21 protein-coding genes are annotated in these 24038 nt (G+C 67.6%); 16 read left to right on the top strand and 5 right to left on the bottom strand.

From position 1 onward, the window contains the following. Positions 1–8: 8 nt before the first annotated feature. Positions 9–623 carry a TetR/AcrR family transcriptional regulator gene (locus tag MBTS_RS08940; RefSeq protein WP_056147512.1) on the bottom strand — a complete coding sequence of 205 codons (615 nt, stop codon included), beginning with the start codon at positions 621–623 and terminating at the stop codon, positions 9–11. A gap of 190 nt (positions 624–813) precedes the next feature. On the opposite strand from MBTS_RS08940, the gene MBTS_RS08935 reads away from it, so the two are divergent. The 7 genes from MBTS_RS08935 to MBTS_RS08905 all read left to right on the top strand — a co-directional run bounded on the left by MBTS_RS08935 (position 814) and on the right by MBTS_RS08905 (position 7699). After that, complete coding sequence (locus tag MBTS_RS08935) at positions 814–1761, top strand: quinoprotein relay system zinc metallohydrolase 2 (RefSeq protein WP_192215452.1); 948 nt, start codon at positions 814–816, stop codon at positions 1759–1761. Positions 1762–1796: 35 nt separating this feature from the next. Continuing rightward, positions 1797–2642 carry a quinoprotein dehydrogenase-associated SoxYZ-like carrier gene (locus MBTS_RS08930; protein ID WP_192215451.1) on the top strand — a complete coding sequence of 282 codons (846 nt, stop codon included), beginning with the start codon at positions 1797–1799 and terminating at the stop codon, positions 2640–2642. Positions 2643–2650: 8 nt separating this feature from the next. Then, positions 2651–3256, top strand: coding sequence for a rhodanese-like domain-containing protein (locus tag MBTS_RS08925; RefSeq protein ID WP_192215450.1), 606 nt, complete (start codon positions 2651–2653; stop codon positions 3254–3256). Between the two features lie 159 nt (positions 3257–3415). Continuing rightward, the gene (locus MBTS_RS08920) at positions 3416–3799 is read left to right on the top strand and encodes a thioredoxin family protein (RefSeq protein ID WP_056147517.1); all 384 of its coding nucleotides are present in this window, start codon (positions 3416–3418) and stop codon (positions 3797–3799) included. 50 nt (positions 3800–3849) lie between these two features. Continuing rightward, a complete protein-coding gene (locus tag MBTS_RS08915) occupies positions 3850–4569 on the top strand; it encodes a cytochrome c biogenesis CcdA family protein (RefSeq protein WP_192215449.1) in 720 nt (239 codons plus the stop codon). A 342-nt stretch (positions 4570–4911) separates the two neighbouring features. Continuing rightward, on the top strand, positions 4912–5736 hold the full coding sequence (gene panB / locus MBTS_RS08910; protein ID WP_018041911.1) for a 3-methyl-2-oxobutanoate hydroxymethyltransferase: 825 nt from the start codon (positions 4912–4914) through the stop codon (positions 5734–5736). 289 nt (positions 5737–6025) lie between these two features. Then, positions 6026–7699 (top strand): methyl-accepting chemotaxis protein, encoded by a 1674-nt coding sequence (locus tag MBTS_RS08905; RefSeq protein ID WP_147832083.1) that lies wholly within the window; start codon positions 6026–6028, stop codon positions 7697–7699. 77 nt (positions 7700–7776) lie between these two features. Here MBTS_RS08905 and MBTS_RS08900 read toward each other — a convergent pair whose 3' ends face one another. Both MBTS_RS08900 and oxlT read right to left on the bottom strand, forming a co-directional pair. After that, entirely contained in the window at positions 7777–7962 is a 186-nt protein-coding gene (locus MBTS_RS08900; protein WP_056147533.1) for a hypothetical protein, read from the bottom strand. Positions 7963–8051: 89 nt separating this feature from the next. Continuing rightward, positions 8052–9371, bottom strand: coding sequence for an oxalate/formate MFS antiporter (gene oxlT / locus MBTS_RS08895; protein ID WP_192215448.1), 1320 nt, complete (start codon positions 9369–9371; stop codon positions 8052–8054). Positions 9372–9972: 601 nt separating this feature from the next. Between oxlT and MBTS_RS08890 the strand changes: the two genes are divergently transcribed. The 9 genes from MBTS_RS08890 (at position 9973) to MBTS_RS08850 (ending at position 20457) form a co-directional block, all read left to right on the top strand. Continuing rightward, positions 9973–12216 carry a TonB-dependent siderophore receptor gene (locus MBTS_RS08890; protein ID WP_244973531.1) on the top strand — a complete coding sequence of 748 codons (2244 nt, stop codon included), beginning with the start codon at positions 9973–9975 and terminating at the stop codon, positions 12214–12216. 71 nt (positions 12217–12287) lie between these two features. Next, positions 12288–13847, top strand: a complete 1560-nt coding sequence (locus tag MBTS_RS08885) for a PepSY-associated TM helix domain-containing protein (RefSeq protein WP_210322728.1) — start codon at positions 12288–12290, stop codon at positions 13845–13847. 61 nt (positions 13848–13908) lie between these two features. After that, positions 13909–15063, top strand: coding sequence for a bifunctional DNA-binding transcriptional regulator/O6-methylguanine-DNA methyltransferase Ada (ada, locus tag MBTS_RS08880; RefSeq protein WP_210322727.1), 1155 nt, complete (start codon positions 13909–13911; stop codon positions 15061–15063). Between the two features lie 102 nt (positions 15064–15165). Next, complete coding sequence (locus tag MBTS_RS08875) at positions 15166–15441, top strand: hypothetical protein (protein ID WP_056147543.1); 276 nt, start codon at positions 15166–15168, stop codon at positions 15439–15441. 239 nt (positions 15442–15680) lie between these two features. Continuing rightward, on the top strand, positions 15681–16823 hold the full coding sequence (locus tag MBTS_RS08870) for an acyl-CoA dehydrogenase family protein (RefSeq protein ID WP_192215444.1): 1143 nt from the start codon (positions 15681–15683) through the stop codon (positions 16821–16823). Positions 16824–16860: 37 nt separating this feature from the next. Next, positions 16861–17964, top strand: coding sequence for an LLM class flavin-dependent oxidoreductase (locus tag MBTS_RS08865; RefSeq protein WP_056147549.1), 1104 nt, complete (start codon positions 16861–16863; stop codon positions 17962–17964). Continuing rightward, positions 17964–18905 (top strand): ABC transporter substrate-binding protein, encoded by a 942-nt coding sequence (locus tag MBTS_RS08860; protein ID WP_192215443.1) that lies wholly within the window; start codon positions 17964–17966, stop codon positions 18903–18905. The genes MBTS_RS08865 and MBTS_RS08860 overlap by 1 nt, the downstream gene beginning before the upstream one ends. A 26-nt stretch (positions 18906–18931) precedes the next feature. After that, the gene (locus MBTS_RS08855; RefSeq protein ID WP_056147551.1) at positions 18932–19465 is read left to right on the top strand and encodes a cupin domain-containing protein; all 534 of its coding nucleotides are present in this window, start codon (positions 18932–18934) and stop codon (positions 19463–19465) included. Between the two features lie 29 nt (positions 19466–19494). Then, positions 19495–20457: an aliphatic sulfonate ABC transporter substrate-binding protein gene (locus MBTS_RS08850; protein ID WP_056147556.1), complete on the top strand. Its 963-nt coding sequence runs from the start codon at positions 19495–19497 to the stop codon at positions 20455–20457. Positions 20458–20529: 72 nt separating this feature from the next. Here the strand turns inward: MBTS_RS08850 and MBTS_RS08845 are convergent, their stop codons facing one another. Next, the gene (locus MBTS_RS08845) at positions 20530–22716 is read right to left on the bottom strand and encodes a TonB-dependent siderophore receptor (RefSeq protein WP_192215442.1); all 2187 of its coding nucleotides are present in this window, start codon (positions 22714–22716) and stop codon (positions 20530–20532) included. 423 nt (positions 22717–23139) lie between these two features. Next, positions 23140–23973: an S-formylglutathione hydrolase gene (gene fghA, locus MBTS_RS08840; protein WP_192215441.1), complete on the bottom strand. Its 834-nt coding sequence runs from the start codon at positions 23971–23973 to the stop codon at positions 23140–23142. Positions 23974–24038 lie beyond the last annotated feature (65 nt).

Here is a 24038-nt window from a genome sequence, read left to right as displayed (position 1 = left end):
GGTGGCTGTTATATTGTATCACCCCGCTCCGATGAAAGAGCGTTCGGTCCCCCGATCCGAGGGGGCCTGAGACTGTCGCACAAGGCCGCCAGGGTGAGGCGGAAGCCGGCCGATCCGGCGAGCAGCCGCTCCAGCATGAGCGCGCCCTCCAGGGTCGCCACCACCATCCGGGCCGTGGCGGCCGGATCGAGACCGGGGCGCAAGCTCCCGTCGGCGCAGCCCTCGGCCAGAACCCGCTCCAGCCAGGCGATGTGCTTGTCGAAGAACCGGGCGAGCTCGGCGCGCAGGGCGTCCGGCAGCGTGTCCCTCTCGATGGCGAGCACGGCGCAGAGACAGCCGAGCCCATCCTCGACCCCGGTGAGATAGTGCCGGCCATAGGCCTCGATCCGCGCGATCGCGTCCGGCTGGGCCGCGACGATGGCGGCGAGCGCCGCGTCGTAGCGGGCGTCGTAGGCCTCCACCAGAGCGAGGGCGAGGTCGGTCTTCGTGCGGAAATGGTGATGGATGCTCGCCTTGCGGATGCTCACCGCCTCGGCGAGGTCGCCGTAGCTGAAACCGGAATAGCCCCGGCCCCGTACCAGGATCTCGGCCTGGGCCAGCAGCTCCGCTCTGGTGTCTCTCATGGTCGGTCGATCATGGTCGGGGGCTTCGCGGAACCGGGGAGAGGGGCACGAAGGCGTGATGCACGCATTTCGCGCGTCAGCACTTATGCCGTTGACGGCGGCAATAATCTACCTACTAGATGGTAGCCATAAAAACGGGAGGATAATTCATGAAAGGTCGCTTCGCCGGGCGATCGTCGCAGGATATGCCATGATTTCGCAGCCTCTGCGGAGCCTGGCCACGCGCCGTGCCGCTCTGTTCGGCGGGCTGTGCCTGTGCTGCGTGCCGAGAATCGGCCGGGCGGCGGACTCCTTCACCATGGAGGAAGTCGGGCCGGGCATCTTCATGCGGCGCGGCCTCGATGCCGAGGCGACGCCTGAGAACGGCGACGCCATCGCCAATATCGGCTTCGTCGTCGGCGAAAACTCCGTGCTCGTGACCGAATCCGGCGGCAGCCTCGCCGATGGGGAATGGCTGCGCGCCGAGATCGCGAAACGCACGTCGAAGCCGGTGAGCCACGTGGTGCTGACCCATGTCCATCCCGACCATTGCTTCGGCGCGCAGGCCTTCGCGCAGGACAAGCCGGTCTTCATCGGCCACCACGCCCTGCGGTCGGCCCTCGATTCGCGGGGCGACTTCTACAGGACGCGCCTCGTGGAGATCCTCGGGGCCGACAGGGCCGGATCGGCGGTCTACCCGACGATGGAGGTGGCCGACACGGCCGAGATCGACCTCGGCGGACGGAGCCTGCGCTTCACGGCGCACGGCACCGCCCATACCAATTGCGACCTCTCCATGGTCGATGCCCGGACGGGCATCCTGTTCCCGGCCGATCTCCTGTTCGTCACGAGGATTCCGTCCCTCGACGGCAGCCTGCTGGGCTGGCTGAAGGAGGTCGAGACACTGACCGGACTGGGGGCGACGAAGGCCGTACCCGGCCATGGCCCGACCCTGGTCGATGCCGCGCCCGCCTTCGCCGACCTGACGCGCTACCTCACAATGCTCCGCGACGAGACCCGCAAGGCCATCGCCGCCGATCGACCCATCGACAAGGCGATCGACAGTATCGGCCGGTCGGAGCGCGAGAAATGGGTCCTGTTCGACACCTATAACGGCCGCAACGTCACTCAGGCCTACAAGGAGCTTGAGTGGGAATGAGCCAGCGCCACATCATCACGACGAGGAGAGACGCCATGACCACCCACGCGCCGACACCGATCTCCGCGACCAAGCGGTCCTTCACCGCCGCCCTGTGCCTGTCCGCCGCCATGCTGATGGGCGGCTCCGCCCTCGCCGCCGGCTCCAGCGACACCGATGCGGAGCGGCTGGAGCGCTGGCGGGACATTGCCAAATCCATCTTCGGCGACCGCACGATCGAGCCGACCGACGCGCTCATCAAGGTCGACGCCCCGCCGCGCGCCCTCGACGCCTCCCTGGTGCCGATCACCCTGATGATGCCGGAGAAGAACAGGATCGCCGCCGTTCACCTCATCATCGACGACAATCCCTCGCCCTATGCCGCCCACATCACCTTCGGCCCCGCCGCCGACCCAAGCGAGGTCAAGCTCCGGGTGCGGATCAACAACTACACCAACGTCCATGCCGTGGCCGAAACCAAGGACGGCAAGCTCTACGAGGCCGTGAAATTCGTCAAAGCCTCGGGCGGCTGTTCCGCCCCCATGGGGATGAGCGACGAGGAGGCCCTGAAGGGAGCCGGCGACATGAAGATGAAGTTCGCCGAGGGCGGCCAGGGCAAGCCCACGGAAGCGACGCTGATGGTCCGTCACCCGAATTTCAGCGGGATGCAGATGAACCAGGTCACCCGCGACTACACGCCGGCCCGCTATATCAACAAACTCGACGTCTCCTCGAACGGCAAGCTCGTCTTCTCCATGAACGGCGACATCTCCATCGCGTCGAACCCGGTGATCAATTTCGCCCTCGCGCCCGACGCCAAGGGTCCGATCAAGGTGGTGGCCACGGACAACCAGCAGGGCCGCTGGGAACACAGCTTCAACACGCCGACCCCGAGCAACTGATGAGGAGGATGCCGCGCATGATCCGACTGTTCGGAGCCGCTGCTTTCGCCCTCGCCGTCCTGTCCGGCGCACCGGCCTGGGCGGCGAGCCCCGCCGATTCACCCGTGAACGTGCCGGAGCCCGAAGGGTTCTGGACCGGGCCGCCGAAGGCCTACACCCCCAAGACACTGACGGGGGCGACGGTGGTCGATATCGACGCCCTGGACAGGCTGGTCGCCGCCGAGAACCCGGTGATGATCGACGTGGCCATGGCCGACCAGAAGCCGGTGGGCTTCCCCACCGACCGGCCGTGGCTGCCCGCCCACCGCTCGATTCCCGGCAGCGTCTGGATGCCCGGCGCCGGCGCGGCGCCCATGGAGCCGGCGCGGGAGGCGCAGTTCCTCGCCCGCGTCGCCGACCTCACCGGTGGCGACAAGACGAAGCCGGTGGTCACCTTCTGCCATCCCGAATGCTGGGGCAGCTGGAATGCCGGCAAGCGCCTCATCCAGAACGGCTATACCCGCGTCTACTGGTTCGCCGACGGCGTCGAGGGCTGGCAGGACAGGCACGACACCACGATCCTGAAGGTCGACGCCGCCTGGGCCGCCAAGCCCGCCGGCGAGGCACAAAGATAAAAGCCCGCCGGCGAGGCACAAAGGTAGACGCCCGCCGGCGAGGCACAAAGATAAAAACCCGCCGGCGAGGCGCAGCGATAAAGACGGGCGTGAGGAACCGGCCTCGGTAGCGAGGCCGGTTCCTCACGCCGCGCACACCTCACTGTCGAGACAGTCCCGATGATCAGCCGTCGCGCCCTCCTCCTCACGACGGCTCTCCTCGCCGCCGCCCCCTACGGTGCCTCGGCGGCCGAACCGTTCGACGAGGCGGCCTTCGCCGCCGCTCAAGGCGCCGGCCGGCCGGTCATCGTGGAGGTGACGGCCCCGTGGTGCCCGATCTGCAAGGCGCAACGGCCGCTCCTGAAGGCTCTCTCCGAACAGCCGCGCTTCAAGGATCTGGCGGTCTACGAGATCGACTTCGACACGCAGAAGGCGCTCATGCGCCGGTTCGATGCCCGCATGCAGAGCACGCTCATCGTCTTCAAGGGACGCGAGGAGGTCGGCCGTTCCGTGGGCGAGACGCAGGGCGAATGGATCGAGGCGCTGGTGGAGAAGGCCCTTTAGAGCGGCGCCGGGAATCCAGCGGGCATCCCTGTCATGAACACGTCCCTTCCATGAATGCCTCGCTCGGCCTCGCCTTCCTCGCCGGCCTGCTCACCATCCTCTCCCCCTGCGTGCTGCCGCTGCTTCCCATCGTCCTCGGGACCGCGGCCTCCGAGCATCGTTTCGGGCCGGCGGCCCTGGCGGCCGGGCTCGCCCTGTCCTTCGTGGCGCTCGGCCTGTTCGTGGCGATGGTGGGATTCAGCCTCGGGATCGACGGCGACGTCCTCCGCCCGGTGGCGGCCATCCTCCTCGTCGTCGTCGGCGCGATCCTCATCGTGCCCGCGTTCCAGACCCGCTTCGCCGCCGCCGCCGGCCCGTTGAGCGACCGGGTGGAGCGGCGCTTCGGGGGCATCGCGACCACCGGCCTCGCGGGCCAGTTCACGGTCGGCCTTCTGCTCGGCGCGGTGTGGAGCCCCTGCGTGGGGCCGACCCTGGGCGCCGCCTCGCTGCTCGCCGCGCAGGGAAAGGATCTGGCGCAGGTCGCGCTTACCATGCTGGTCTTCGGCCTCGGCGCGGCCCTGCCCCTGCTCGGCCTCGGCCTGCTGTCGCGACGGGTGCTGATGGCGTGGCGGGCGCGGATGATGCGGGCGGGCAAGGGCCTCAAGGCCGCGCTCGGACTCGTCCTCGTCCTGACCGGGCTCGGGATTCTGACGGGGCTCGACAAGCGTCTCGAGACGGCCCTCGTGGCGGCCTCGCCGGACTGGCTGACCGCCCTGACCACCCGTTTCTGAGGTATACCACGCGGCCCCATGCGGAAGACCGCGACGTGCCGACGAATTCAGCACCATCAGGGGCTTATGGACTAAAGTAGCCCGTTGACACGGCTCCGATTGTGGCAGAATAAAGCCACCGGAGACGGCCCGACGTCTAGGGAGGAAACGCCCGGCAAGGGTTGCGACGACAGGCGACGCCATCGCCGACGTCGTCAGCATAAGATCAGTCAGCCTCTCCGAATTCTTTGCATACACTCGCCCGCGACCGTCATCTCGGCGCGTGATTTCGGCATTCCGAGCGTATAGACATCCCCGACATGCCCCCGGCCTTCGCGCCGCCGGCGAACCGGGTTGAGATCGATGTCGCAAGTCGTTCAGTCACGCCGCATCCGCGCTGTCGACCTCGCCAAGCGCAAGGCCGAAGGCGCCAAGATCATTGCGCTGACGGCCTACCACGCCCACACCGCCAGCATCCTCGATCCCCATTGTGACTTCATCCTGGTGGGCGATTCCCTCGGCATGGTCATGCACGGGATGGAGACGACCCTGCCGGTGACCCTGGAGATGATGATCGTCCAGGCCCAGGCCGTGATCCGCGGCACCTCCAGGGCTCTCATCGTGGTGGACATGCCGTTCGGTTCCTACGAGGCGAGCCCGCAGCAGGCCTTCATGAGCGCCGCCCGCGTGCTGAAGGAGACCGGCGCCGGAGCGATCAAGATGGAGGGCGGCGCCCGTTTCGCCGAGACGGTCAGCTTCCTGGTGGAGCGGGGCATCCCGGTGATGGGCCATATCGGCCTCACCCCCCAATCCGTGAACACGATGGGCGGGTTCCGCGTGCAGGGACGCGGCGAGGACGGCGAGCGCAAGCTGATGCAGGACGCCCAGGCGATCAGCGACGCGGGCGCCTTCGCCATCGTGCTCGAGGGCATCGTCGAGCCGGTGGCCCGCGCCATCGCCACGACCCCCTCCATCACCACGGTGACCATCGGCATCGGCGCCTCCACCGCCTGCGACGGCCAGATCCTCGTCCTCGAAGACATGCTGGGCCTGAGCGACAGGGTGCCGAAATTCGTCAAGCGCTTCGGCTCCCTGCGCGGGCAGATCGAGGGCGCCGTGGAGGCCTATGCCGAAGAGGTCCGCGCCGGCCGCTTCCCGGCGGACGAGCACACCTACCAGCCCAACTGAGCGAGATCGGCGCACCGCCTGGGGCTCGCTCGTTGCCGGACGCCCGCGAGCGAGGCCGATGTCGCGCCGAACCCATTGTCGAAGGCTCGCGGGTAGACGGCGTCAGGCTGTGCCGCCGCCCGTTTTCCCATGACGCCAAATTGACGCAGAACACTTATTGTTCATCGCCTGAGCGAGAGTTTTTAGAAGATTATAAGCAATTTGCATAGAGTTTGAGCGTCTTGAATGATGCTGTGGACCAATTTGTGGATCCACGACACCCAATCTGCATAATTTGAAAGCATTCGCAATGAAGATGACGATCAAGCTGAGGCTTGTAGCACTTCTGGCTTGTATCGGGCTGGTTCTCCTGGCGACGTCGGGCATCGCTAACCTTGCTTTGCATTGGAGTCACCAAAGCCTCAAAACCACCTTCGACGATCGTGTCATCCCCCTCCGGCAATTCATCGTCATCCGGGATTCCTATGACGACCTGACCAACGTCTCGCGCGCGTTGCGCGGCCGGCAGATCGACCCGGCCCAGGCCAGGGAGAAGATCGAGCGAGACCTCTCGAACATCACCACGCAATGGTCGGCCTATCTGGCGACTTACCTCACACCGGAAGAGGAGATCCTCGCCAAGGATCTGCAGGGGCGGATCGACGGGAACGCCGTCATCATGGCCGAGATCCTCAAGCGCATCGCTGCCGGGGGCGGTTCGGAATTCGAGACGACGCATGTGGACTTGCTGAAAGGCCTGCAGGCCACCAACCCGATACTGACGAAACTGGCCACGCTGCAGGTGCATGAGGCGGAGGCGGAATACCAGCGCTCCGAGGCGACGTCCGGTTGGACGCGGCTCACCTTGCTGGCCGCGCTCGGTCTGGCCGCGGTTACCATTGCGTACGGTGTCTATACGATCATCGCGCATGTCATCCGCCCGCTCGGCAACCTCGTCAGCGTTCTTCAGCGCATGGCCCGGGGTGAGATCGATGCGGAGATCAAGGAAGCCGCCCGTGGTGACGAGATCGGCGCCGTCGGCAAGGCCGTCGAGGGCATCAAGGCCATGGTCGCCCGCAAGGCCGCCGAGGAATTCGAGATCAAGCGCCGGGCGGACGAGGCTGCGGCGGCCGAGCGCAAGCGCACGATGATCGAGCTGGCGGACGGCTTCGAGCGTGCCGTCGGCGGTATCGTCGGGACCGTGTCATCATCGGCCACCGAACTCCAGGCCACTGCCCAGCAGATGACCGCCAGCGCCAACGAGACGGCGGCCCAGTCGTCAACCGTCGCGGCGGCCGCCGAGGAGGCCGCCACCAACGTCAACACGGTCGCGGCGGCGGCCGAGGAATTGGGCTCGTCGGTGCAGGAGATCGGTCGCCAGGTGTCCGGCTCGGCCATGCTCGCTCAATCGGCCGTGGGCGAGGCCGACCAGACCGTGCATCTGGTCCAGGCCCTGCAAACCACGTCGGCCCGGATCGGCGACATGGTGGGCATGATCTCGACCATCGCCAGCCAGACCAACCTGCTGGCGCTCAATGCCACGATCGAGGCGGCGCGCGCCGGCGTGGCGGGACGGGGCTTCGCGGTGGTGGCGAGCGAGGTGAAGGCCCTCGCCGCCCAGACCGCCAAGGCGACCGAGGAAATCGGCCGCCAGATCGGCGAGGTGCAGGGCGTCACCGCTCAGGCCGTGATGGCGATCGGCGGCATCACCGGGCGGATCCGCGAGATCGACGACATGGCGGCCTCGATCGCCGCCGCGGTGGAGCAGCAGGGAGCGGCGACGCAGGAGATCGTCCGCAACGTCGCCCAGGCATCGGCGGGCACCAACGAGGTGACCGGCAACATCGCCGGTGTGGCGCAGGCCTCGGAGGAGACCGGGATGGCGGCCGGACAGGTATTGTCCGCCGCCTCCGAACTGTCGCGCCAGTCCGAGCATCTCGGCGCGGAGGTCTCGCGCTTCCTCTCGACCATCCGCGCCGCCTGACCCGACAGGAATGGAACGCGGACCGTCGCCCATCTACTCGGAGCGGCGTTCCGGAGTGAGACCGGGCGCGGGTGTCCCTATCGGACCCCGCCTCCGAAGGCCGTGGCAATCTCAGAAGTGCCGCCGAGCAGGATGTCGAGGGCCAGGATGAGCCCGAGGACCGCGATATAGACGACCGTGAACAGGTCCCTGTCCTCTTTGCCGGCCAGTATCAGGCCGGCGAAGGGAACGGTCTGGAGCGCCAGGATGGCGGGAAGGTGCATGACGGTCCTCGAAGGGTCGGGGGATAGTCCCGGCCCCTCCCCGGGGGCCGGGTCTGCTGAGGCCGGACCGGTGACGCGATCCGGACGGATCAGACGGATGTCCGTGCGAGGCGGGCGGGGCCGGATTCCTCCATCGTGTCCGGAGCGTCCGCCGGGCCTTGCGCGAGGTAGCGCGCCCGCATCGGACGGAGCACGAACATCGCGAGGGCCGCCGCCGCCACGTTCAGCCCGATGATGATCGAGAACACCGCCGACCAGCCGTAGGTTGCCGAAATGACGCTCGCCACCGGCACGAGGAACGATGCCGTTCCCTTGGCGGTGTAGAGCAGGCCGGCATTGGTGGTGGCGAAGGTGGAGCCGAACGTGTCGCCGCAGGTGGCCGGGAACAGCGAATAGATCTCGCCGAAGACGCCGAAATAGATCGCCGTGGAGAACACGAAGACCAGCGGGTTGGTGCCGTAGCCGAGGAGCAGGACGATCGCGGCGGCGGCCGTCGCGAAGGCGATGAACATCGTGTTCTCGCGCCCGATCGTGTCGGAGACGAAACCGAAGAACGGACGCCCGAACCCGTCGAAGATCCGGTCGAGCGAGATGGCGAAGGTCAGCGCCGCCATCTGTAGGCCGAACAGGCTGACGGGCACGTCGGCGACCTTGAAGTCATGGGCGATGGGCGCGATCTGCGCCGCCGCCATCAGGCCGCCCGAGGCCACCATCACGAAGATCGCGTACATCACCCAGAAGACGGGAGTCCGCACCACCTCGCGCGGCGTGCGGTCGACCTTGGTCTGGGGCAGGCGCAGGCTCTTGCGCTGCATCGGCACCGCGACGGAGGGCTTGCGCAGCAGGAACGACAGCAGGACCACGATGGCGCCCTGGCCGAGGCCGAAATACAGGAAGGCGTCCTGGTAGCCGCTGCTGGCGATCATCTTGGCGATCGGCACCACCGTCACCGCGGCGCCGGCACCGAAGCCGGCCGCCGTGGCGCCGGCCGCGAGGCCGCGTCGATGCGGAAACCATTTCAGGGCGTTGCCGACGCAGGTGCCGTAGACCGACCCGGCCCCGATGCCGCCCACCACCGCCGCGCCGTAGAGCATCCACAGGGACGAGGCCTGGGAGTTGATGAGCCAAGCGAGCGCGATCATCACGCCGCCGAAACAGACCACGATGCGCGGGCCGTAGCGGTCGACGAACCAGGCCTCCACCGGTACCAGCCAGGTCTCGGTGGCGACGAAGATCGTGAAGGCGAACTGGATCGCCGCCCGGCCCCAATGGAACTTGGCGTCGATGGGATCGACGAAGAGCGTCCAGCCATATTGCAGGTTGGCGATCATCGCCATGCAGAGGACGCCGAAGGCGAGTTGCCGCCATTTGGCCGACGGCGGGTCCTGGCGTTCCGTCGCGGTATCCATTGGTGCCATCCCTGAATCCATTCTTGCTTGGTGATGCGTGGCGTCGCTCCGGCCATCATGCATCAAAATTCAAGGCATACAATATACCACGGATTAAAATTCAGGCTCGCTCGTGCGTGGAGGGCGACACCGGGGCAGCGATACGGGAATGTTGCGCGACGGTCACGCTCCACGTCGAAACGGCGCTCCCGCTTCATCACCAAATCGGAGACGGCCGTCCGGACACGCAATCCGCGGGCGGTCCCACAAGCCAGACGAAGCAGAGCGCAGAGCCTCGATCAGGGTCCAAAATCACTTCACCGGGGCAGACGACTCGGCACCACCGGAAGTATAAAATCCCACTTTAGATCCATACTAATTCCAGAAGATAGCACTTGCATGCATATTACCTTCTTCGCCAGAAGAATGCAGAACACGAATTAGAGATCAGTCGTTCTTTGTAACGCCTCTGAACTCATCAAGTCCTGGCAAATTGGGTTCCGCCTTGAATCAACTCTCGCTCAATCATCGCGGCCAAGCCGCGGTCTCGTCCGTTCGCGGTCGTGTCCTCCTTGCCATGCTGTCGAGCGTGGCCGTCCTGGCGGTTCTGTCGAAACCCGTCATGGCGCAGGTCTCGGCGCAGGTCTCGGCGCAGGGCGCGGACCACGCGGTGACCCTCGATACCTTGTCGGTCGATGGCGCCGGTGGACGTCCGAGCGCATCGGGCGCGGATGCCGGCGGCCCCGTCGGCCCGGTGCGAGGCTATACAGCCACGCGAAGCGTCGTCGGAACCAAGACGGACACCCCTATTCTCGAAACCGCCCAGTCGATTTCCGTCGTTTCCCGCAAGCAGATCGAGGATCAGAACGCCCTCACCGTCAACCAGGCCCTGCGCTACACGCCCAGCGTCACCACCGAGCAGCGCGGCGGCTCCGGCTCGACGCGCCTCGAACAGTTCCTGATCCGCGGCTTCCAGGCCCCCCTCTTCCTCGACGGCATGCGCCTACCCGGCAACCGTGACGCCGGCCCGTCCGTCGATCCGTTCCGGCTGGAGCGCGTGGACATCATCAAGGGGCCGGCCTCGGTCCTCTACGGGCAGTCGGGTCCGGGCGGCATCGTCAACCTCGTCAGCAAGGTGCCGTCCTTCGTCCGCCACGGCGAAATCTTCATCCAGGGCGGCGATTACAACACCGTGCGCGGCGGCGTCGATGTCGGCGGCCCGATCGAGGGCCACAGCGTCCTCGCGGACCAGTTCGCCTACCGCATCATCGCGGCGGGCTGGAACGCCGATGGCCCGGCCAAGACCACCTCCATCGAGCGCAGCTTCATCAACCCAAGCGTGACGTGGCGTCCGTCCGCCGACACCTCGCTGACGGTCATCGGCCTGTACCAGCGCGACCCTTATTCCGGCTATTACGGCGCCCTGCCCGCCAAGGGGACGCTGTTCCCGTCGAATTTCGGTGTCGCCAACGGACCGCTCGGCCGCCTGCCGCGCAACTTCTACGACGGCGACCCGAACATCGAGCGCTCCGACCGCACCCAGGCCTCGGCGACCTATATCTTCGATCATCGTTTCGACGATGGGATCCGCGTCCACTCGTCGGGTCGCTTCCTGCGCACCCTCGGCGATTACCGCAGCCTCTACGACTCGACCAAAAACAATCTCGGCTGGGGCGGCCGGTTCCTGAACCGTTCCATGGGCGGCACGAACGTGGCGATCGATGCCTTCACCAACGACAATAATCTCGTGGCCAATTTCGAGACCGGCCCGATCGCTCATACCGTCCTCGTCGGCCTCGATCACCAGACGCTCTATACGAAGACCTACGGCACGCCTTTCGTGGATGCCCCCTCGCTCGACCTTCTTAATCCGGTCTACGGTGTTGAGGCTTCCTTCCCGGCTTTCTCGGGCCACACCGACATCACGTCACAGCAGACCGGGATCTATTTCCAGGACCAACTCAAGATCGACCGGCTGACGCTCACTCTCGGCGGACGTTACGACTGGGCGAGCCAGACCGGTCCCACCCGAGACCTGGCGGGCAAGGTCGTCAGCAGCCAGGACGCGCCGAGCGAAGCCTTCACGGGTCGGGCGAGCCTGCTCTACCTCTTCGACAGCGGCATCGCCCCCTATGTGAGCTATTCGGAGGCTTTCGAGCCACTGGTATCGGGGCAGATCTATAACGGGAATCCGACCTTCGGCCGCCTGCCCGACCCGATCACGAGTCGGCAGTTCGAGGCCGGGGTGAAGTATCAGCCCCCGGGAACCGACATCCTGCTCACGGCGGCTGCCTTCGACATTAAGCGCCAGAACTCCCTCTCGCCCGACCCCGTGCCAGGCAGACAGACCTTCTCGGTACAGACCGGCGAAGTGAGCGTTCAGGGCGTCGAGTTCGAGGCGCGGGCCAACATCACCGAGAACCTCACCGTCATCGGCGGCTTCTCCCTAATTGATGCCGTCAATTCGGCGGGGACCAGCAAGACGCTAAATGAAACCACCGGGCAAAATGTGGAGCTTCTCGGCCTGCGCCCGATCCAGGTGCCGGACACCACGGTCTCCCTCTTCGGCAACTATCAGGTCCGCACGGGATTGTTCGCCGGCCTCGGCTTCGGTGGCGGCTTCCGCTATCTCGGGGGCTCGCAGGGTGACGCCGCCAACAGCATCAAGGTGCCGGCGAACCTCGTCGTCGACGCCGTGGCATCTTATGACTTCAGCTACCTGTCGCCGAACCTGAAGGGCGTGCAGTTGCAGGTCAACGCCCAGAACCTCCTCGACGAGACCTACGTGCAATCCTGCGCCTTCCAGGCCTGGTGCTGGTACGGCGCGCCGCGCACCGTGCTCGCGACGCTCCGGTATCGCTGGTAGATCATGGCTTCGCGCCCGCCCGCGCCTCGGCCGAGACCGCTCGAGAACGACATGCCTGGAGGATGTGCGGCATGAAGAACGGCCTTCGCCAATCCATGGCTTGGCTGCACGCCTGGTCCGGCCTCGTGGTCGGCTGGGTGCTGTTCGCCGTCTTCGTCACCGGGACGGCCAGTTACTACCGCACCGACATCACGGCCTGGATGCAGCCGGAACTGCGTCGGGAATCGGCGCAGACCGCCCTCGACCTGCCCCGCGCGGCCGAGATCGGGATCGCCCATCTCCAGGCGCATGCCGTGGGCGCGCGGACCTGGTCCATCGGCCTGCCGCAGCCGGACCGGCCGATCATCGACCTGTTCTGGCGGACGAAGCCGGGGGCGCCCCCGAACATCGTCCAACTCGACGGGCACACCGGCGAGCCGGCCTCCTTCCGGAAGACCAGGGGCGGCGACTTCCTCTACCGCTTCCATTTCGAGCTGCACATGCCGCCGCTCTGGGGGCGCTGGATCGTCGGCATCTGCGCGATGGTGATGCTGGTGGCGCTCATCAGCGGCATCGTCACCCACCGCCGGATCTTCGCCGATTTCTTCACCCTGCGCCGGGACAAGTCGGCCCAGCGCGGCTGGCTCGACGCGCACAACGTCACCGGCGTGCTGGCGCTGCCGTTCCACCTGATGATCACCTATACGGGCATCGTCACCCTGGCGATGATGTACATGCCCTGGGGCGTCACCGCCGCGTATAAGGGCGATGCGACGCGCTTCTACGCCGAAACATCCCAGATCACGACGCAGCGCCCGCCCCTCGGCCGGCCCGGAACCCTGGCACCCATCGCCCCGATGGTCGCCCGTGCCGTGGCGACGATCCACGAACCGCTGGAGCGCCTGTCCATCGTCAATCCGGGCGATGCCGGGGCCACCGTGATCGCCATTTTCGAGGAGCCGCACGGGCTCGCCCACCAGCATCCGCAGATCGCCTTCGACGGCACCACCGGCGAGATCGTCGAGATCCTGCAGGGCGGGCTGAAGCCGGCGGCCAAGACCTTCACCACCATGGTCGGCCTGCACGAGGCCCATTTCGCCGGGCCGGCCCTGCGCATCCTGTTCTTCCTCTGCGGCCTGATGGGATGCGTCATGGTGGCGAGCGGCCTGATCCTGTGGTCCGTCGCCCGGCTGCCGAAACCCGGGGAGACCGCGTTCCTCGGCCTTCGCGTGGTGCAGGCTCTCAACATCGGCACCGTCATCGGCCTGCCGACGGGAATCGCGGTGTATTTCCTCGCCAACCGGATCCTCCCTCCCGGCCTCGAGGGCCGCCTCGACTGGGAGGTCCGGGCCTTCTTCGCGGCCTGGATCGTGATGGCCGTGGTTCCGCTGTTCCGGCCTCACCGGGCCGCGTGGCGGGAGATGGCCCTCGTCACCGCCGCCCTGTTCCTCGCCGTGGCCCTGGTGGACCTCGCCGCCGCCGCCGCGCCCGGCCCAAGCGCCCTGCTGCGGCACGACCCGCGCTTCCTCTGGTTCGATGCGGCCATGATGGCGCTCGCGGGGCTGTTCGCGCTCGTTGCCCGCAAGGTGGCGCGGTTCCAGACCCGCACGCGCACGAAATCCGCCCCCGTCGGCGCGCCGAGGACCGCCTGACACCGGATAAGCGAAAGCCGGAGCAAGAACCGGGATGCGATCCCCGGCGCTCCGGGCCAGGATGACGGGAGGAGACGGCGCCCCATCCGCGCACGCCTCGCCCGATCAGGAGATCGCCCCGGTGTCCGTCCGCGAATCCACCTCCTCTCCGGAGGCCCTCTCCGTTTCCGAGGCCGGCGACGCGGAGAGATGGGCCGCCCTCGCCTCCCGCGACGGGACTGCGGACGGCCGCTTCGTCTATGCGGTGCGCACCACGGGAATCTATTGCCGGCCGAGCTGCGCGGCGCGTGCGCCGCGACCCGAGAATGTGAGCTTTCACGCCACCTGCGCCGAGGCGGAGGCGGCCGGCTTTCGCGCCTGCAAACGCTGCCGGCCCGACGAGCCGAGCCTCGCCGCGCGCCGGACGGAGGCCGTCGCCCGCGCCTGCCGCCTCATCGACGAATCCGAGACGGTGCCGGGCCTCGGCGCCCTGGCGGAGGCGGCCGGCCTCAGCCCGTTCCATTTCCACCGGGTGTTCAAGGCGGTCACCGGCGTGACGCCGAAGGCCTATGCGGCGGCGCGGCGCGCGGATTTCCTCGCCTCGGGCTTGAGCCAGGCCGGATCGGTAACGCAGGCGATCTACGAGGCCGGCTACGCCTCGCCGAGCCGCTTCTATGCGGACGCGGCGGACCGCCTCGGCATGGCCCCGAACGTCTACCGCCTTGGCGGCAAAGGGGTCGCGATCCGGTTCGGCATCGGCCAATGCGCCCTCGGCGCCATCCTGGTAGCGGCGACAGCCAAGGGACTCTGCGCCATCCTGCTCGGGGACGATCCCGACATCCTCGTCCGCGACCTCCAGGACCGATTCCCGAAGGCCGAGCTCTCCGGCGGCGACCCGGCCTTCGAGGCGTGGATGGCGCAGGTGGTGGGGTTCGTGGCCCGCCCCTCGGGCGGTCTCGACCTGCCGCTCGATATCGGCGGCACCGCCTTCCAGCAGCGGGTCTGGGACGCCCTGCGCAAGATCCCCATCGGCACCACCGCGACCTATGCGGAGATCGCCCGCGCCATCGGCGCACCGGCGGCGACCCGTGCGGTGGCGCGGGCCTGCGGCGCCAACCCCATCGCCGTGGCGATACCCTGCCACCGGGTGGTCCGGTCTGACGGGTCGCTCTCCGGCTACCGCTGGGGCGTCGCGCGCAAGCGCGACCTCCTCACCCGCGAGGGCGCCGCCCCCTGACTGCGACATTCGCGCACCGATACCGATGACCGCGCTACCCCATCCGGAGGATGTGGCGCGCACCGTCCCATGGCATGACCGTTCCCGGAGATGGAGAATGCCGTGACGAGCGCCGCGACGCCGGATTTCTACTGGCTGGGTTTCGAAGCCTACGGGCGTGGCGAGACCATCGACCGCGCCCCGGGCGGCGAGGAATCCGCCGAGCGGCTGGATTGGATCGACGGCTGGGAGTTCGGCAAGTTCGCCTCCGCCGCAGACCCCGATCCCGACGATCTCGACGCCGCCGAGCCACCCCTGCTTGCCGCAGCGCATCCGTCGACGCCGCAGGATCGTTTGTTTTGTCGAACGATCCCGGCGGAACGCGCGCGCGGCAGATGACGGCCGGAGCGGGACAATACAGGCCTTCTCCCCTCATCCATCAGCCTCGGGGAAACGATTTCCGGACTGGGGTGCGGCGGCAGTAAGAGCCTTCTCCGATCAGTCGTTCTTAAAAAAGAACGTTCTCGTTGACAGGACAGGGTTTCGGCGGGACCATCCCGGCACTCGGCCAGGGCCGTCGAGCGGGTCTGTCCCGTGCGCCCGGCCCTCCGATCCGTCCGAAGAATCCTGTCTCCCCCATGATCCTTTCCCCGCCTCTGCGCGACACCGCCGAAGGGCTCGCCCGGCTTTTTGCCGAACGGGCCGAGGGTCACGACCGCGCCGGCCGATTCGCGCATGACAACATCGCCGACCTCCGGAATGCCGGCCTGCCGGGATTGATCGTGCCGCGCCGGCTCGGCGGCGGCGGCGCGGGGCTCGGGGCGGCCGCGATGGTCGTCGGCACCCTGGCGCGGGGCGAGCCCTCCACCGCCCTGGTGGTCACCATGCACTTCCTCCAGCACGGGCTGATCCATGCGCGGGAACACTGGCCGCGGGCGATCGCCGATCGGCTCGGCCGCGCGGCGGTGGAGGACGGCGCGCTCATCAACGCCCTGCGGGTCGAGCCCGAGCTTGGCACCCCCGCCCGGGGCGGCCTGCCGGAGACGGTGGCGCGGGCGACAGTCACGGGCTGGCGCGTCAGCGGCCGGAAGATCTATTCCACCGGCAGCCCGGCCCTCACGCACGGCCTCGTCTTCGTCCGCACCGACGAGGCGGAGCCGCGCATCGGCAACATCCTCGTGCCCATGGCCTCGCCGGGCGTGCGGATCGAGGAGACCTGGGACCATCTCGGCCTGCGCGCCAGCGGCAGCCACGACGTGATCTTCGAGGATGTGGAGGTGCCGGCCGACCATGCGGTGGACCTTCGACCGCCCGAAGGCTGGCGCAAGGCCGACGCCGACCAGCAGGCCTGGAGCACCACGATGCTGTCGGCCCTCTATGACGGCGTCGCGCGCTCGGCGCACGCCTGGTCCATCGCCTTCGCAAAAGACCGCAAACCCGGAAGCCTCGGCCAGAGCCTCGCCACCCTCCCGCGGTTCCAGGATGCCATCGGCGAGAACGAGCGGCTGCTCAGCCTCAATGCCCGCCTGATCCGGAGCGTCGCCGCGGAGGTGGACGGGGGCGCCTGCCCCTCCATCTCCGAATCCGGGTTCCTCAAGGCCACCGTCACCGAGAACGCGATCCAAGTGGTGCAGCGGGCCGTGGAACTCGCCGGCAATCCCGGCCTGTCGCGGGCGAACCCGCTGGAGCGGCACCTGCGCGACGTCCTGTGTGGGCGCATCCACTGGCCGCAGGCCGATTCGGTCCGCGTCTCCGCCGGCCGCACCGCCCTCGGGCTCTGACATCACCGCCCCTTCCGACACGGACAAGGAGATCGCAATGAGCTTCCTTCCAGCCGACGCCGTCGAGTTCATCGGCTTCGCCGCCCCGCGCTACACCTCCGAGACCCATGCGGCTTCGGGACCGGCCATCGACCGCGACTACCTGCGCCTGCTCGCCCAGGCGCATGAATGGGGCGGGTTCGACCGCATCCTGGTGGCCTTCTACGCGACCCAGCCCGACGCGCTGCTGCTCTCCGCCCAGATCGCGGCGGTGACCGACCGGATCGGCCTGATGATCGCCCATCGCACCGGATTCACCGCGCCGACGGTGGCCGCCCGCCAATTCGCGACCCTCGACCAGTTGACCGGCGGGCGCGTCGCCATCCACGCCATCAGCGGCGGCGACGACCGGGAGCTGGCGCAGGACGGCGACCACCTGACCAAGGACGAGCGCTACGCCCGCACCGACGAGTTCCTCACCATCGCCCGGCAGGTCTGGACCTCCGAGGCGCCGTTCGACTTTACCGGCGCGCATTACCGGATCGACCGGGGCTTCTCCGAGGTGAAGCCGGTGGACCCGCGCGGCATCCCGGTCTTCTTCGGTGGCGCCTCGCCCGCCGCCATCGGCGTCGCAGGCCGCCACGCCGACACCTACGCCCTGTGGGGCGAGAGCCTCGATCAGGTCCGGGAGGCCATCTCCAGGGTGCGAGCGGCAGCTGCCCCCCATGGTCGCGATCCCCGGTTCAGCCTGTCGTTCCGGCCGATCCTGGCGGCGACGGAGGAGGAAGCCTGGGCGAGGGCCGAGGACATCCTGGCGCGCACCCGCGCCACCCGCGCCGCCAGGGGACTTGGGCCGGCGCCCGTGCCCGAGAACGAGGGTTCGCGCCGCCTGCTCGCGGCGGCCTCTCAGGGGTCCAGGCTCGACAAGCGGCTCTACACCGCCATCGCCAGGGAGACGGGCGCCTCGGGCAATTCCACCGCCCTCGTCGGCACGCCCGAGCAGGTGGCCGACGCCCTTCTCGATTACCACGACCTCGGGGTGCGGACCTTCCTGATCCGTGGGTTCGACCCGCTGGAGGACGCCATCGCGTATGGCCGCGACCTGATCCCCGCCTTCAAGCGGCTCCTCGCCCAGCGTGGCGCACGGGCGGAGGCCGCCTGATGCGCGCCCTCATCGCCCTCCTCGCCCTGCTGGCGTTCGCCGGCATCGCCCGCGCCGACGAAACGGTGCTCCGCGTCGGCGACCAGCGCGGCAATGCCCGCGCGCTCATGGAATCGGCCGGCGTCCTCGCCGACCTGCCCTACCGGCTCGAATGGAGCGAGTTTCCCGCCGCCGCTCCTCTCCTCGAAGCCCTCAATGCCGGGGCGATCGATGCCGGCGGCGTCGGCGACGCGCCCTTCACTTTCGCGGCCGCCGCCGGGGTTCCGGTGAAGGCCTTCGTCGCCTTCCGCAACAAGCAGGACGGCCTCGCGATCCTCGTCGCCAAGGATTCGCCGATCAGGAATGTGGCCGACCTGATCGGCAAGAGCATCGCCACCAATCGCGGCTCCATCGGCCATCAGGTGGTGCTGGCCGCACTCGAAGAGGCGGGCCTGCCGGCCAATGCCGTGACCCTGCGCTTCCTGCCCCCGGCGGATGCCAAGATCGCGCTCGCCAGCGGCAGCGTCGATGCCTGGGCGACCTGGGAGCCCTACACCTCCACGGCGGAGCTCGCCGGCCTCGCCCGTGTCGTGCGCGACGGCAACGGCATCACACCGGGCCTGAGCTTCGCGGTGGCGTCCGACGCCGCGCTGAAGACCAAGCGGGCGCAGCTCGCCGATTTCGGCCGTCGTCTCGTCAAGGCACGGGAATGGGCGCTGAAGGACCCGGCGCCCTACGCGGCGGTCTGGTCGAAGCTCATCGGCCTGCCGGAGACCGTGCCTTTGCGCTGGTTCTCGCGGGCGGAGTATCGGGCGGTGCCCATCGACGACGCGGTGATCGCCGACGAGCAGCGCAACATCGACCTCTATGTCCGTTCCGGGCTGATCCCCGCCGCGCGGGCGCCGCGCGCCGAGCTCATCCTCGATCGGAGCTTCGAACCGGCCGCCGCTGCGGTACGTTGAACCGATTGCCGCCGAGGACCGGACCCATGCACGACCCTTCCGACCACGACCACGCCCATTCCGACGACGCGCACACGCACGACCACGAGGCGGCGCCCGCGACCGAGCGCTGGAAGCATGACGGCGTGCGGGTGATCCCCGGCGACAAGCTCGATTCCAACACCGCCCAGACGCCGGGCATGTTCCGGCAGGCGGCGATCAACCATGCCCGCGTCGGCGCGCAGAAGATCTGGGCCGGCACGGTGGCGATCGCCCCCGACGCCAAGACCGGAGTGCACCATCACGGCGCCCTGGAAAGCGTGATCTACGTGGTCTCCGGCCGCGCCCGCATGCGCTGGGGCGACAAGCTCGAATTCGTGGCCGAGGCCGGCCCCGGCGACTTCATCTTCGTGCCGCCCTACGTGCCGCACCAGGAGATCAACGCCGATCCGGACCAGCCGCTGAACTGCGTCCTGGTGCGCTCCGACAACGAGGCGGTGGTGGTCAACATCACCGATGTGGAACCCGTGGAACGCCCCGAGACGGTCCATTGGGTCGACCCGATCCACAAGCATCCCTGATTCCGCGCCCTAGCGAGAGACGCCACTCCATGATCCATCGTCGCCACGCGCTGCGCGCCGCCGCCGCGCTGAGTCTTCTCGCCCTCGCTCCGGGACGCGTGCTCGCCGCCGAGCCGAGGACGCTGCGCATCGGCTACCAGAAATCCTCGACGCTGATCGCCCTGCTCAAGCAGGACGGCAGCCTGGAAAAGGCGCTGGAGCCCCTCAAGGTCGGGCTCACCTGGCACGAATTTACCAGCGGCCTGCCGGTGATGGAGGCGCTCAACGCAGGCCAGATCGACCTCTCCGCGGACGTGGCCGACACGGTGCCGATCTTCGCCCAGGCCGCCAATGCGCGGATCACCTATGTGGCGCAGGAGGCTGCCTCCCCCGCCGCGCAGGCCATCGTGGTGGGGGCCGACTCGCCCATCAAGACGGTGGCCGACCTCAAGGGCCGCAAGGTCGCGGTGACGAAGGGCGCCGGCAGCCATTACCTGCTCCTCGCCGCCCTGAAGGCGGAGGGGATTCCGTTCAAGGCGATCACGCCCGCCTACCTCACCCCTGCGGACGGGCGCACGGCGCTGGCCAGCGGCGGGGTCGAGGCCTGGGTCGCCTGGGACCCGTTCCTGTCGGCGGCCGAACTGCAATCGGGCGCCCGTATCCTGAAGGACGGCACCGGCCTGTCGCTCTACAAGCGCTACTACCTCGCATCGGACGACTACGCGGCCAAGCACGGCGACATCCTCGACATCGTCTTCGCCAAGCTGCGCGACACCGGAACCTGGGTGAAGGCCAACCCCGACGAGGCCGCCACCCGCCTCGGCGCCCTGTGGAAGCTCGACCCGGCCATCGTCGCCAAGGCCAATGCCCGCCGCACCTACGTGGTCGAGCCGGTGACCCGCGAGGGGCTCTCCGAACAGCAGACCATCGCGGACGCGTTCCGCGCCGAGGGCCTGCTTCCGCGCGCCGTCGATGCCTCGGCGCTCGGCATCTGGGCGCCGACCAAGTCCTGACCGGCGAACGAAAAATCCCGATGAGCCGGGCTCATCGGGATCGGGGCGTTCCTCAGCGCAGGAGAGACGAACTCACCACTTGTAGGAGACGCTCGCGACGATCTTGCGCTGCGTGCCGTAGAAGCAGGAAAAATCGGTCGAGCAGGACGAGACGAAGCGGCGGTCGCCGACATTCAGGATGTTCACCGCAGCGCGCCAACCGACATAGTCGTAATGAACCGACGCATCGAAAGTGACATACTCGGACACTTTCAATGTATTCGCCACGTCGGCGAAAGATCGCCCGACATAGTTCACGCCGCCACCGAAGCCGAATCCTTTCAAATCGCCGAGCGGGATCGTGTAATCGGCCCAGAGAGAGGCCAGCGTCTCGGGGATACCTACGGGTACCTTGCCGAGTTCATCGGCATTGTCGGTCTTGACGTTCTTGAGATCGTAGATGGTGTAGGACGCAACGAGGTTCAGCCCTTCGGCGAGATTGGCCGTCGCCGAAGCCTCGAAGCCGCGCGACCGCACCGCCCCGATCTGACGACCGGTAAGAGCCGTCGCGGGTGTCGGAACATTCGACCGCTCGAGGTCGAAGGCCGCGACGGTGAAGAAGCTGTTCCAGCCGACCGGCTGGAACTTGGCGCCCACCTCGACCTGCTCGCCACTCTCCGACTTGAACGGCTTCTGCGCCGCATCGAAGCCCGGCGTCGGATTGAATGAAGTGCCGTATGTAACGTAGGGCGCGAACCCATTGTCGAAATTGTAGATCAGACCGAGCCGTCCCGTGAACGCGCTCTCGTTCAGGCTAGGCGTGGAAGCGCCAAAGAGCTTGTCCTGGACGTCGGACCTGACGAAATCCTGACGACCGCCGATGAGGAAGGTCAGCCGCTCCGTGAGCGCGACCTGATCCTGAGCATAGAGGCCGGTCTGCTGCAACTGCTGGTCCATCACGAGATAAGGCGTCGGCCTCGCACTCGACTGATAGTAGCGCGGAGACAGGACGTTGAGCGATGAGACCGGGAAGGTCGAAGCCTGATTATCCGACAGGCTGTAGCGCTTGTAATCGACGCCCATCAGCAGCGTATGGCCGAAATACCCGTCGTTGAAGCGCGCTTGAGCTTGATTGTCGACCGTGAAGAGCCCGGCGCGCGGCGTCGTCAGGAAGCCGTAACGGGAGAGGTTCGTCTGAGCCGCATTCCCGTAGGCAAAAGGAATGTAGCGCTGGTCTGTCACTTCCAGGAAGGAGAAGCGCAGATTCTGGCGCACGGTCCACACATCGTCGAAGTGATGCTCGAACTCGTAGCCGAGATTGGCCTGGTTCCGGGTGTAACGGTCGATGAGCGGGTCGCTGGCGTTGAGCTTGCGGTCGATGCGGAAGCCCGAGGCGTTGTTGCGCACAGTGCCGGCATAGGGAAGGAACTGGCCGGCCCCGCCGGTCTCGTCGCGCTGGAAGCTCGTCAGCACCGTGAAGGTGGTGGCACCGTCGGGCTTATAGGTGAAGCTCGGCGCGATGTAGTAGCGGTCCTCCGGCGCGAAATTCACCTGGGCGTTGCCGTTCTGGAAACGGCCGGTCAAGCGGTAGAACCAGTGGCCGGACTCGTCCACCGGGCCACCGAGATCGAAGGCGGCGTAGCGCTGGTCGAACGAACCGCCGCCGAGTTCGAGATAGCGCAGGGGCTCGAGAGTCGGACGCTTGGAGACGATGTTGATGAGGCCGCCCACGGGGCTGCCGCCGAACAGGGTGGCGGCGGGGCCGCGCAGCAGCTCGATGCGCTCGGCGCCGAACGGGTCGACGCGGAAATTGGCGAACGATGTCTGGAACAGCTGGAGCCCGTCGCGGAACAGGCCCGTTCCGGTGGCCGAGAAGCCGCGGATCAGGAACCAATCGAGGCGCGTGTCGGGGCCGAACTGGTTGGCGTAGATGCCCGGCGTGTAGCGCACGGCCTCCGACAGGGTCTGGGAGCCCTGCGCCTTGATCTGATCGGCACCGACGACGCTGATCGATTGCGGCGTGCGGATGATCGGCGTGTCGGTCTTGGTGGCCGTGGCGCTGCGCGTGGCGACGTAGCCATCCACCGGGCCACGGGCGGTCTCGGGCGCGCGACGACCATTCCCGACACCCGTGCCGTTCCCCGCGCCCGACCCTTCGACGCTCAGCGTATCGAGGGTCACGGCCCGTTCCTGCGCCGAACCGGCTCCCGTCAGGGCGAGGACCATGATCGACACCCCGGCCGCGAGGACGGCGGAACGGGCGAATGGGGACGACGGCATGGACGGCCTGGCTCCGGATGACGGGCAGCAGAACGGGCTCGCGCAAGTGGCGAGACGTGGCCTGCAGTGCTCTTTAGAATTATGATAAACTACTGTAATACAACATGTATTCGCCCTTCCGCCGTAGCTTTCGGCTCAGGCGGTGGCAAGATACCGAACACTCTTCGTCACTCGCCGTTGCTGCTTCGACACAGGCCGCGCAGGTTGCAATGCTTGTTCGCACTCAGCCTGCTGGAGATGCCGGTGGCGGCAACGATGCGGGATTGGGGCGTGAGCCAGCGGATCGCGGGTGTGGACCGGATGAGGGCCGGGGCCCGTTCTCGACGCGACGCTTTGCGTGGCGGAGTGCGGCCTGTTCTGATGACGGCCGACGGAGCCCATCCCGGGCGCGACGGGCCGGGGATGGGGTGACGGGTGAAGACCTTACTTCAGGCGGTCGGCGGCCCAGGCGATATGGTCGTCCATGAAGGTCGAGATGAAGAAGTAGGAGTGATCGTAGCCCTCGCGCATGTTCAGCGTGAGGGGGATCCCGGCCTTCTTGCAGGCCTCTTCGAGGAGCCAGGGGCGCAGGCCGTCTGCCAAGAAGCTGTCGGCCGTGCCCTGGTCCACGAGGAACTCCGAGAAGCGCTTGCCGTCCTCGATCAGGGCGGTGGCGTCATGCGCGCGCCAGGCCGCCTCGTTGGTCCCGAGATACTTCTCGAAGGCGGGCTTCGACCATCCGGCCGTGGAGGGCTGGGCGATGGGCGCGAAGGCCGAGCAGGACTTGAAACGGTCGGGATAGGTGAGCGCGATGGTCAGCGCGCCGTGGCCGCCCATGGAATGGCCGAAGATGCCCTGGCGGGACATGTCGGCGGGGAAGTTCTCGGCGATGAGGGCGGGAAGCTCCTCGGTGACGTAGCTCCACATCCGGTAATTGGCGGCGTAGGGCGCCTCCGTCGCGTCGACATAGAAGCCGGCGCCCGAGCCGAACTGCCAGTTGCCGGCCTCGTCGGGAATATCGGCGCCGCGCGGGCTGGTATCCGGCGCCACGACGATCACGCCGTGCTCGGCGGCGGCGCGGCGGTACTCGCCCTTGTCCATGACGTTGGCATGGGTGCAGGTGAGGCCGGACAGGTACCAGAGCACCGGCACCGGGCCGTTCTCGGCCTGCGGCGGCACGAACACAGCGAAGGTCATGGGACAGCCGGTGGTCTTGGCATCGTGCTTGTAGACGCCCTGCGTGCCGCCATGGGCGCGGGCCTTCGAAATGGTTTCCATGCGGTGATCTCCTGATGGGCGATGGTCGGTGCGGGCTCTTCCCTCCCCCCTCTGCGGGGGAGGGA

The organism is Methylobacterium bullatum (assembly GCF_014845095.1).
Lineage (GTDB): Bacteria > Pseudomonadota > Alphaproteobacteria > Rhizobiales > Beijerinckiaceae > Methylobacterium > Methylobacterium bullatum.
Note: the sequence above shows the minus strand (reverse complement) of the source record. Positions and strands in the feature narration are given on the sequence as shown.

Bases quoted from the DNA above. Each gene is read 5' to 3' on its own strand.
- MBTS_RS08850 (WP_056147556.1), top strand. From the start codon at position 19,495: ATGATCCATCGTCGCCACGCGCTGCGCGCCGCCGCCGCGCTGAGTCTT.
- fghA (WP_192215441.1), bottom strand. From the start codon at position 23,973: ATGGAAACCATTTCGAAGGCCCGCGCCCATGGCGGCACGCAGGGCGTC.
- MBTS_RS08860 (WP_192215443.1), top strand. From the start codon at position 17,964: ATGCGCGCCCTCATCGCCCTCCTCGCCCTGCTGGCGTTCGCCGGCATC.
- MBTS_RS08925 (WP_192215450.1), top strand. From the start codon at position 2,651: ATGCCGCGCATGATCCGACTGTTCGGAGCCGCTGCTTTCGCCCTCGCC.
- ada (WP_210322727.1), top strand. From the start codon at position 13,909: ATGACGGGAGGAGACGGCGCCCCATCCGCGCACGCCTCGCCCGATCAG.
- MBTS_RS08870 (WP_192215444.1), top strand. From the start codon at position 15,681: ATGATCCTTTCCCCGCCTCTGCGCGACACCGCCGAAGGGCTCGCCCGG.
- MBTS_RS08865 (WP_056147549.1), top strand. From the start codon at position 16,861: ATGAGCTTCCTTCCAGCCGACGCCGTCGAGTTCATCGGCTTCGCCGCC.
- MBTS_RS08920 (WP_056147517.1), top strand. From the start codon at position 3,416: ATGATCAGCCGTCGCGCCCTCCTCCTCACGACGGCTCTCCTCGCCGCC.
- MBTS_RS08930 (WP_192215451.1), top strand. From the start codon at position 1,797: ATGACCACCCACGCGCCGACACCGATCTCCGCGACCAAGCGGTCCTTC.
- MBTS_RS08890 (WP_244973531.1), top strand. From the start codon at position 9,973: ATGGCGCAGGTCTCGGCGCAGGTCTCGGCGCAGGGCGCGGACCACGCG.
- MBTS_RS08935 (WP_192215452.1), top strand. From the start codon at position 814: ATGATTTCGCAGCCTCTGCGGAGCCTGGCCACGCGCCGTGCCGCTCTG.
- oxlT (WP_192215448.1), bottom strand. From the start codon at position 9,371: ATGGATACCGCGACGGAACGCCAGGACCCGCCGTCGGCCAAATGGCGG.
- panB (WP_018041911.1), top strand. From the start codon at position 4,912: ATGTCGCAAGTCGTTCAGTCACGCCGCATCCGCGCTGTCGACCTCGCC.
- MBTS_RS08845 (WP_192215442.1), bottom strand. From the start codon at position 22,716: ATGCCGTCGTCCCCATTCGCCCGTTCCGCCGTCCTCGCGGCCGGGGTG.
- MBTS_RS08900 (WP_056147533.1), bottom strand. From the start codon at position 7,962: ATGCACCTTCCCGCCATCCTGGCGCTCCAGACCGTTCCCTTCGCCGGC.
- MBTS_RS08905 (WP_147832083.1), top strand. From the start codon at position 6,026: ATGAAGATGACGATCAAGCTGAGGCTTGTAGCACTTCTGGCTTGTATC.
- MBTS_RS08940 (WP_056147512.1), bottom strand. From the start codon at position 623: ATGAGAGACACCAGAGCGGAGCTGCTGGCCCAGGCCGAGATCCTGGTA.
- MBTS_RS08885 (WP_210322728.1), top strand. From the start codon at position 12,288: ATGAAGAACGGCCTTCGCCAATCCATGGCTTGGCTGCACGCCTGGTCC.
- MBTS_RS08855 (WP_056147551.1), top strand. From the start codon at position 18,932: ATGCACGACCCTTCCGACCACGACCACGCCCATTCCGACGACGCGCAC.
- MBTS_RS08915 (WP_192215449.1), top strand. From the start codon at position 3,850: ATGAATGCCTCGCTCGGCCTCGCCTTCCTCGCCGGCCTGCTCACCATC.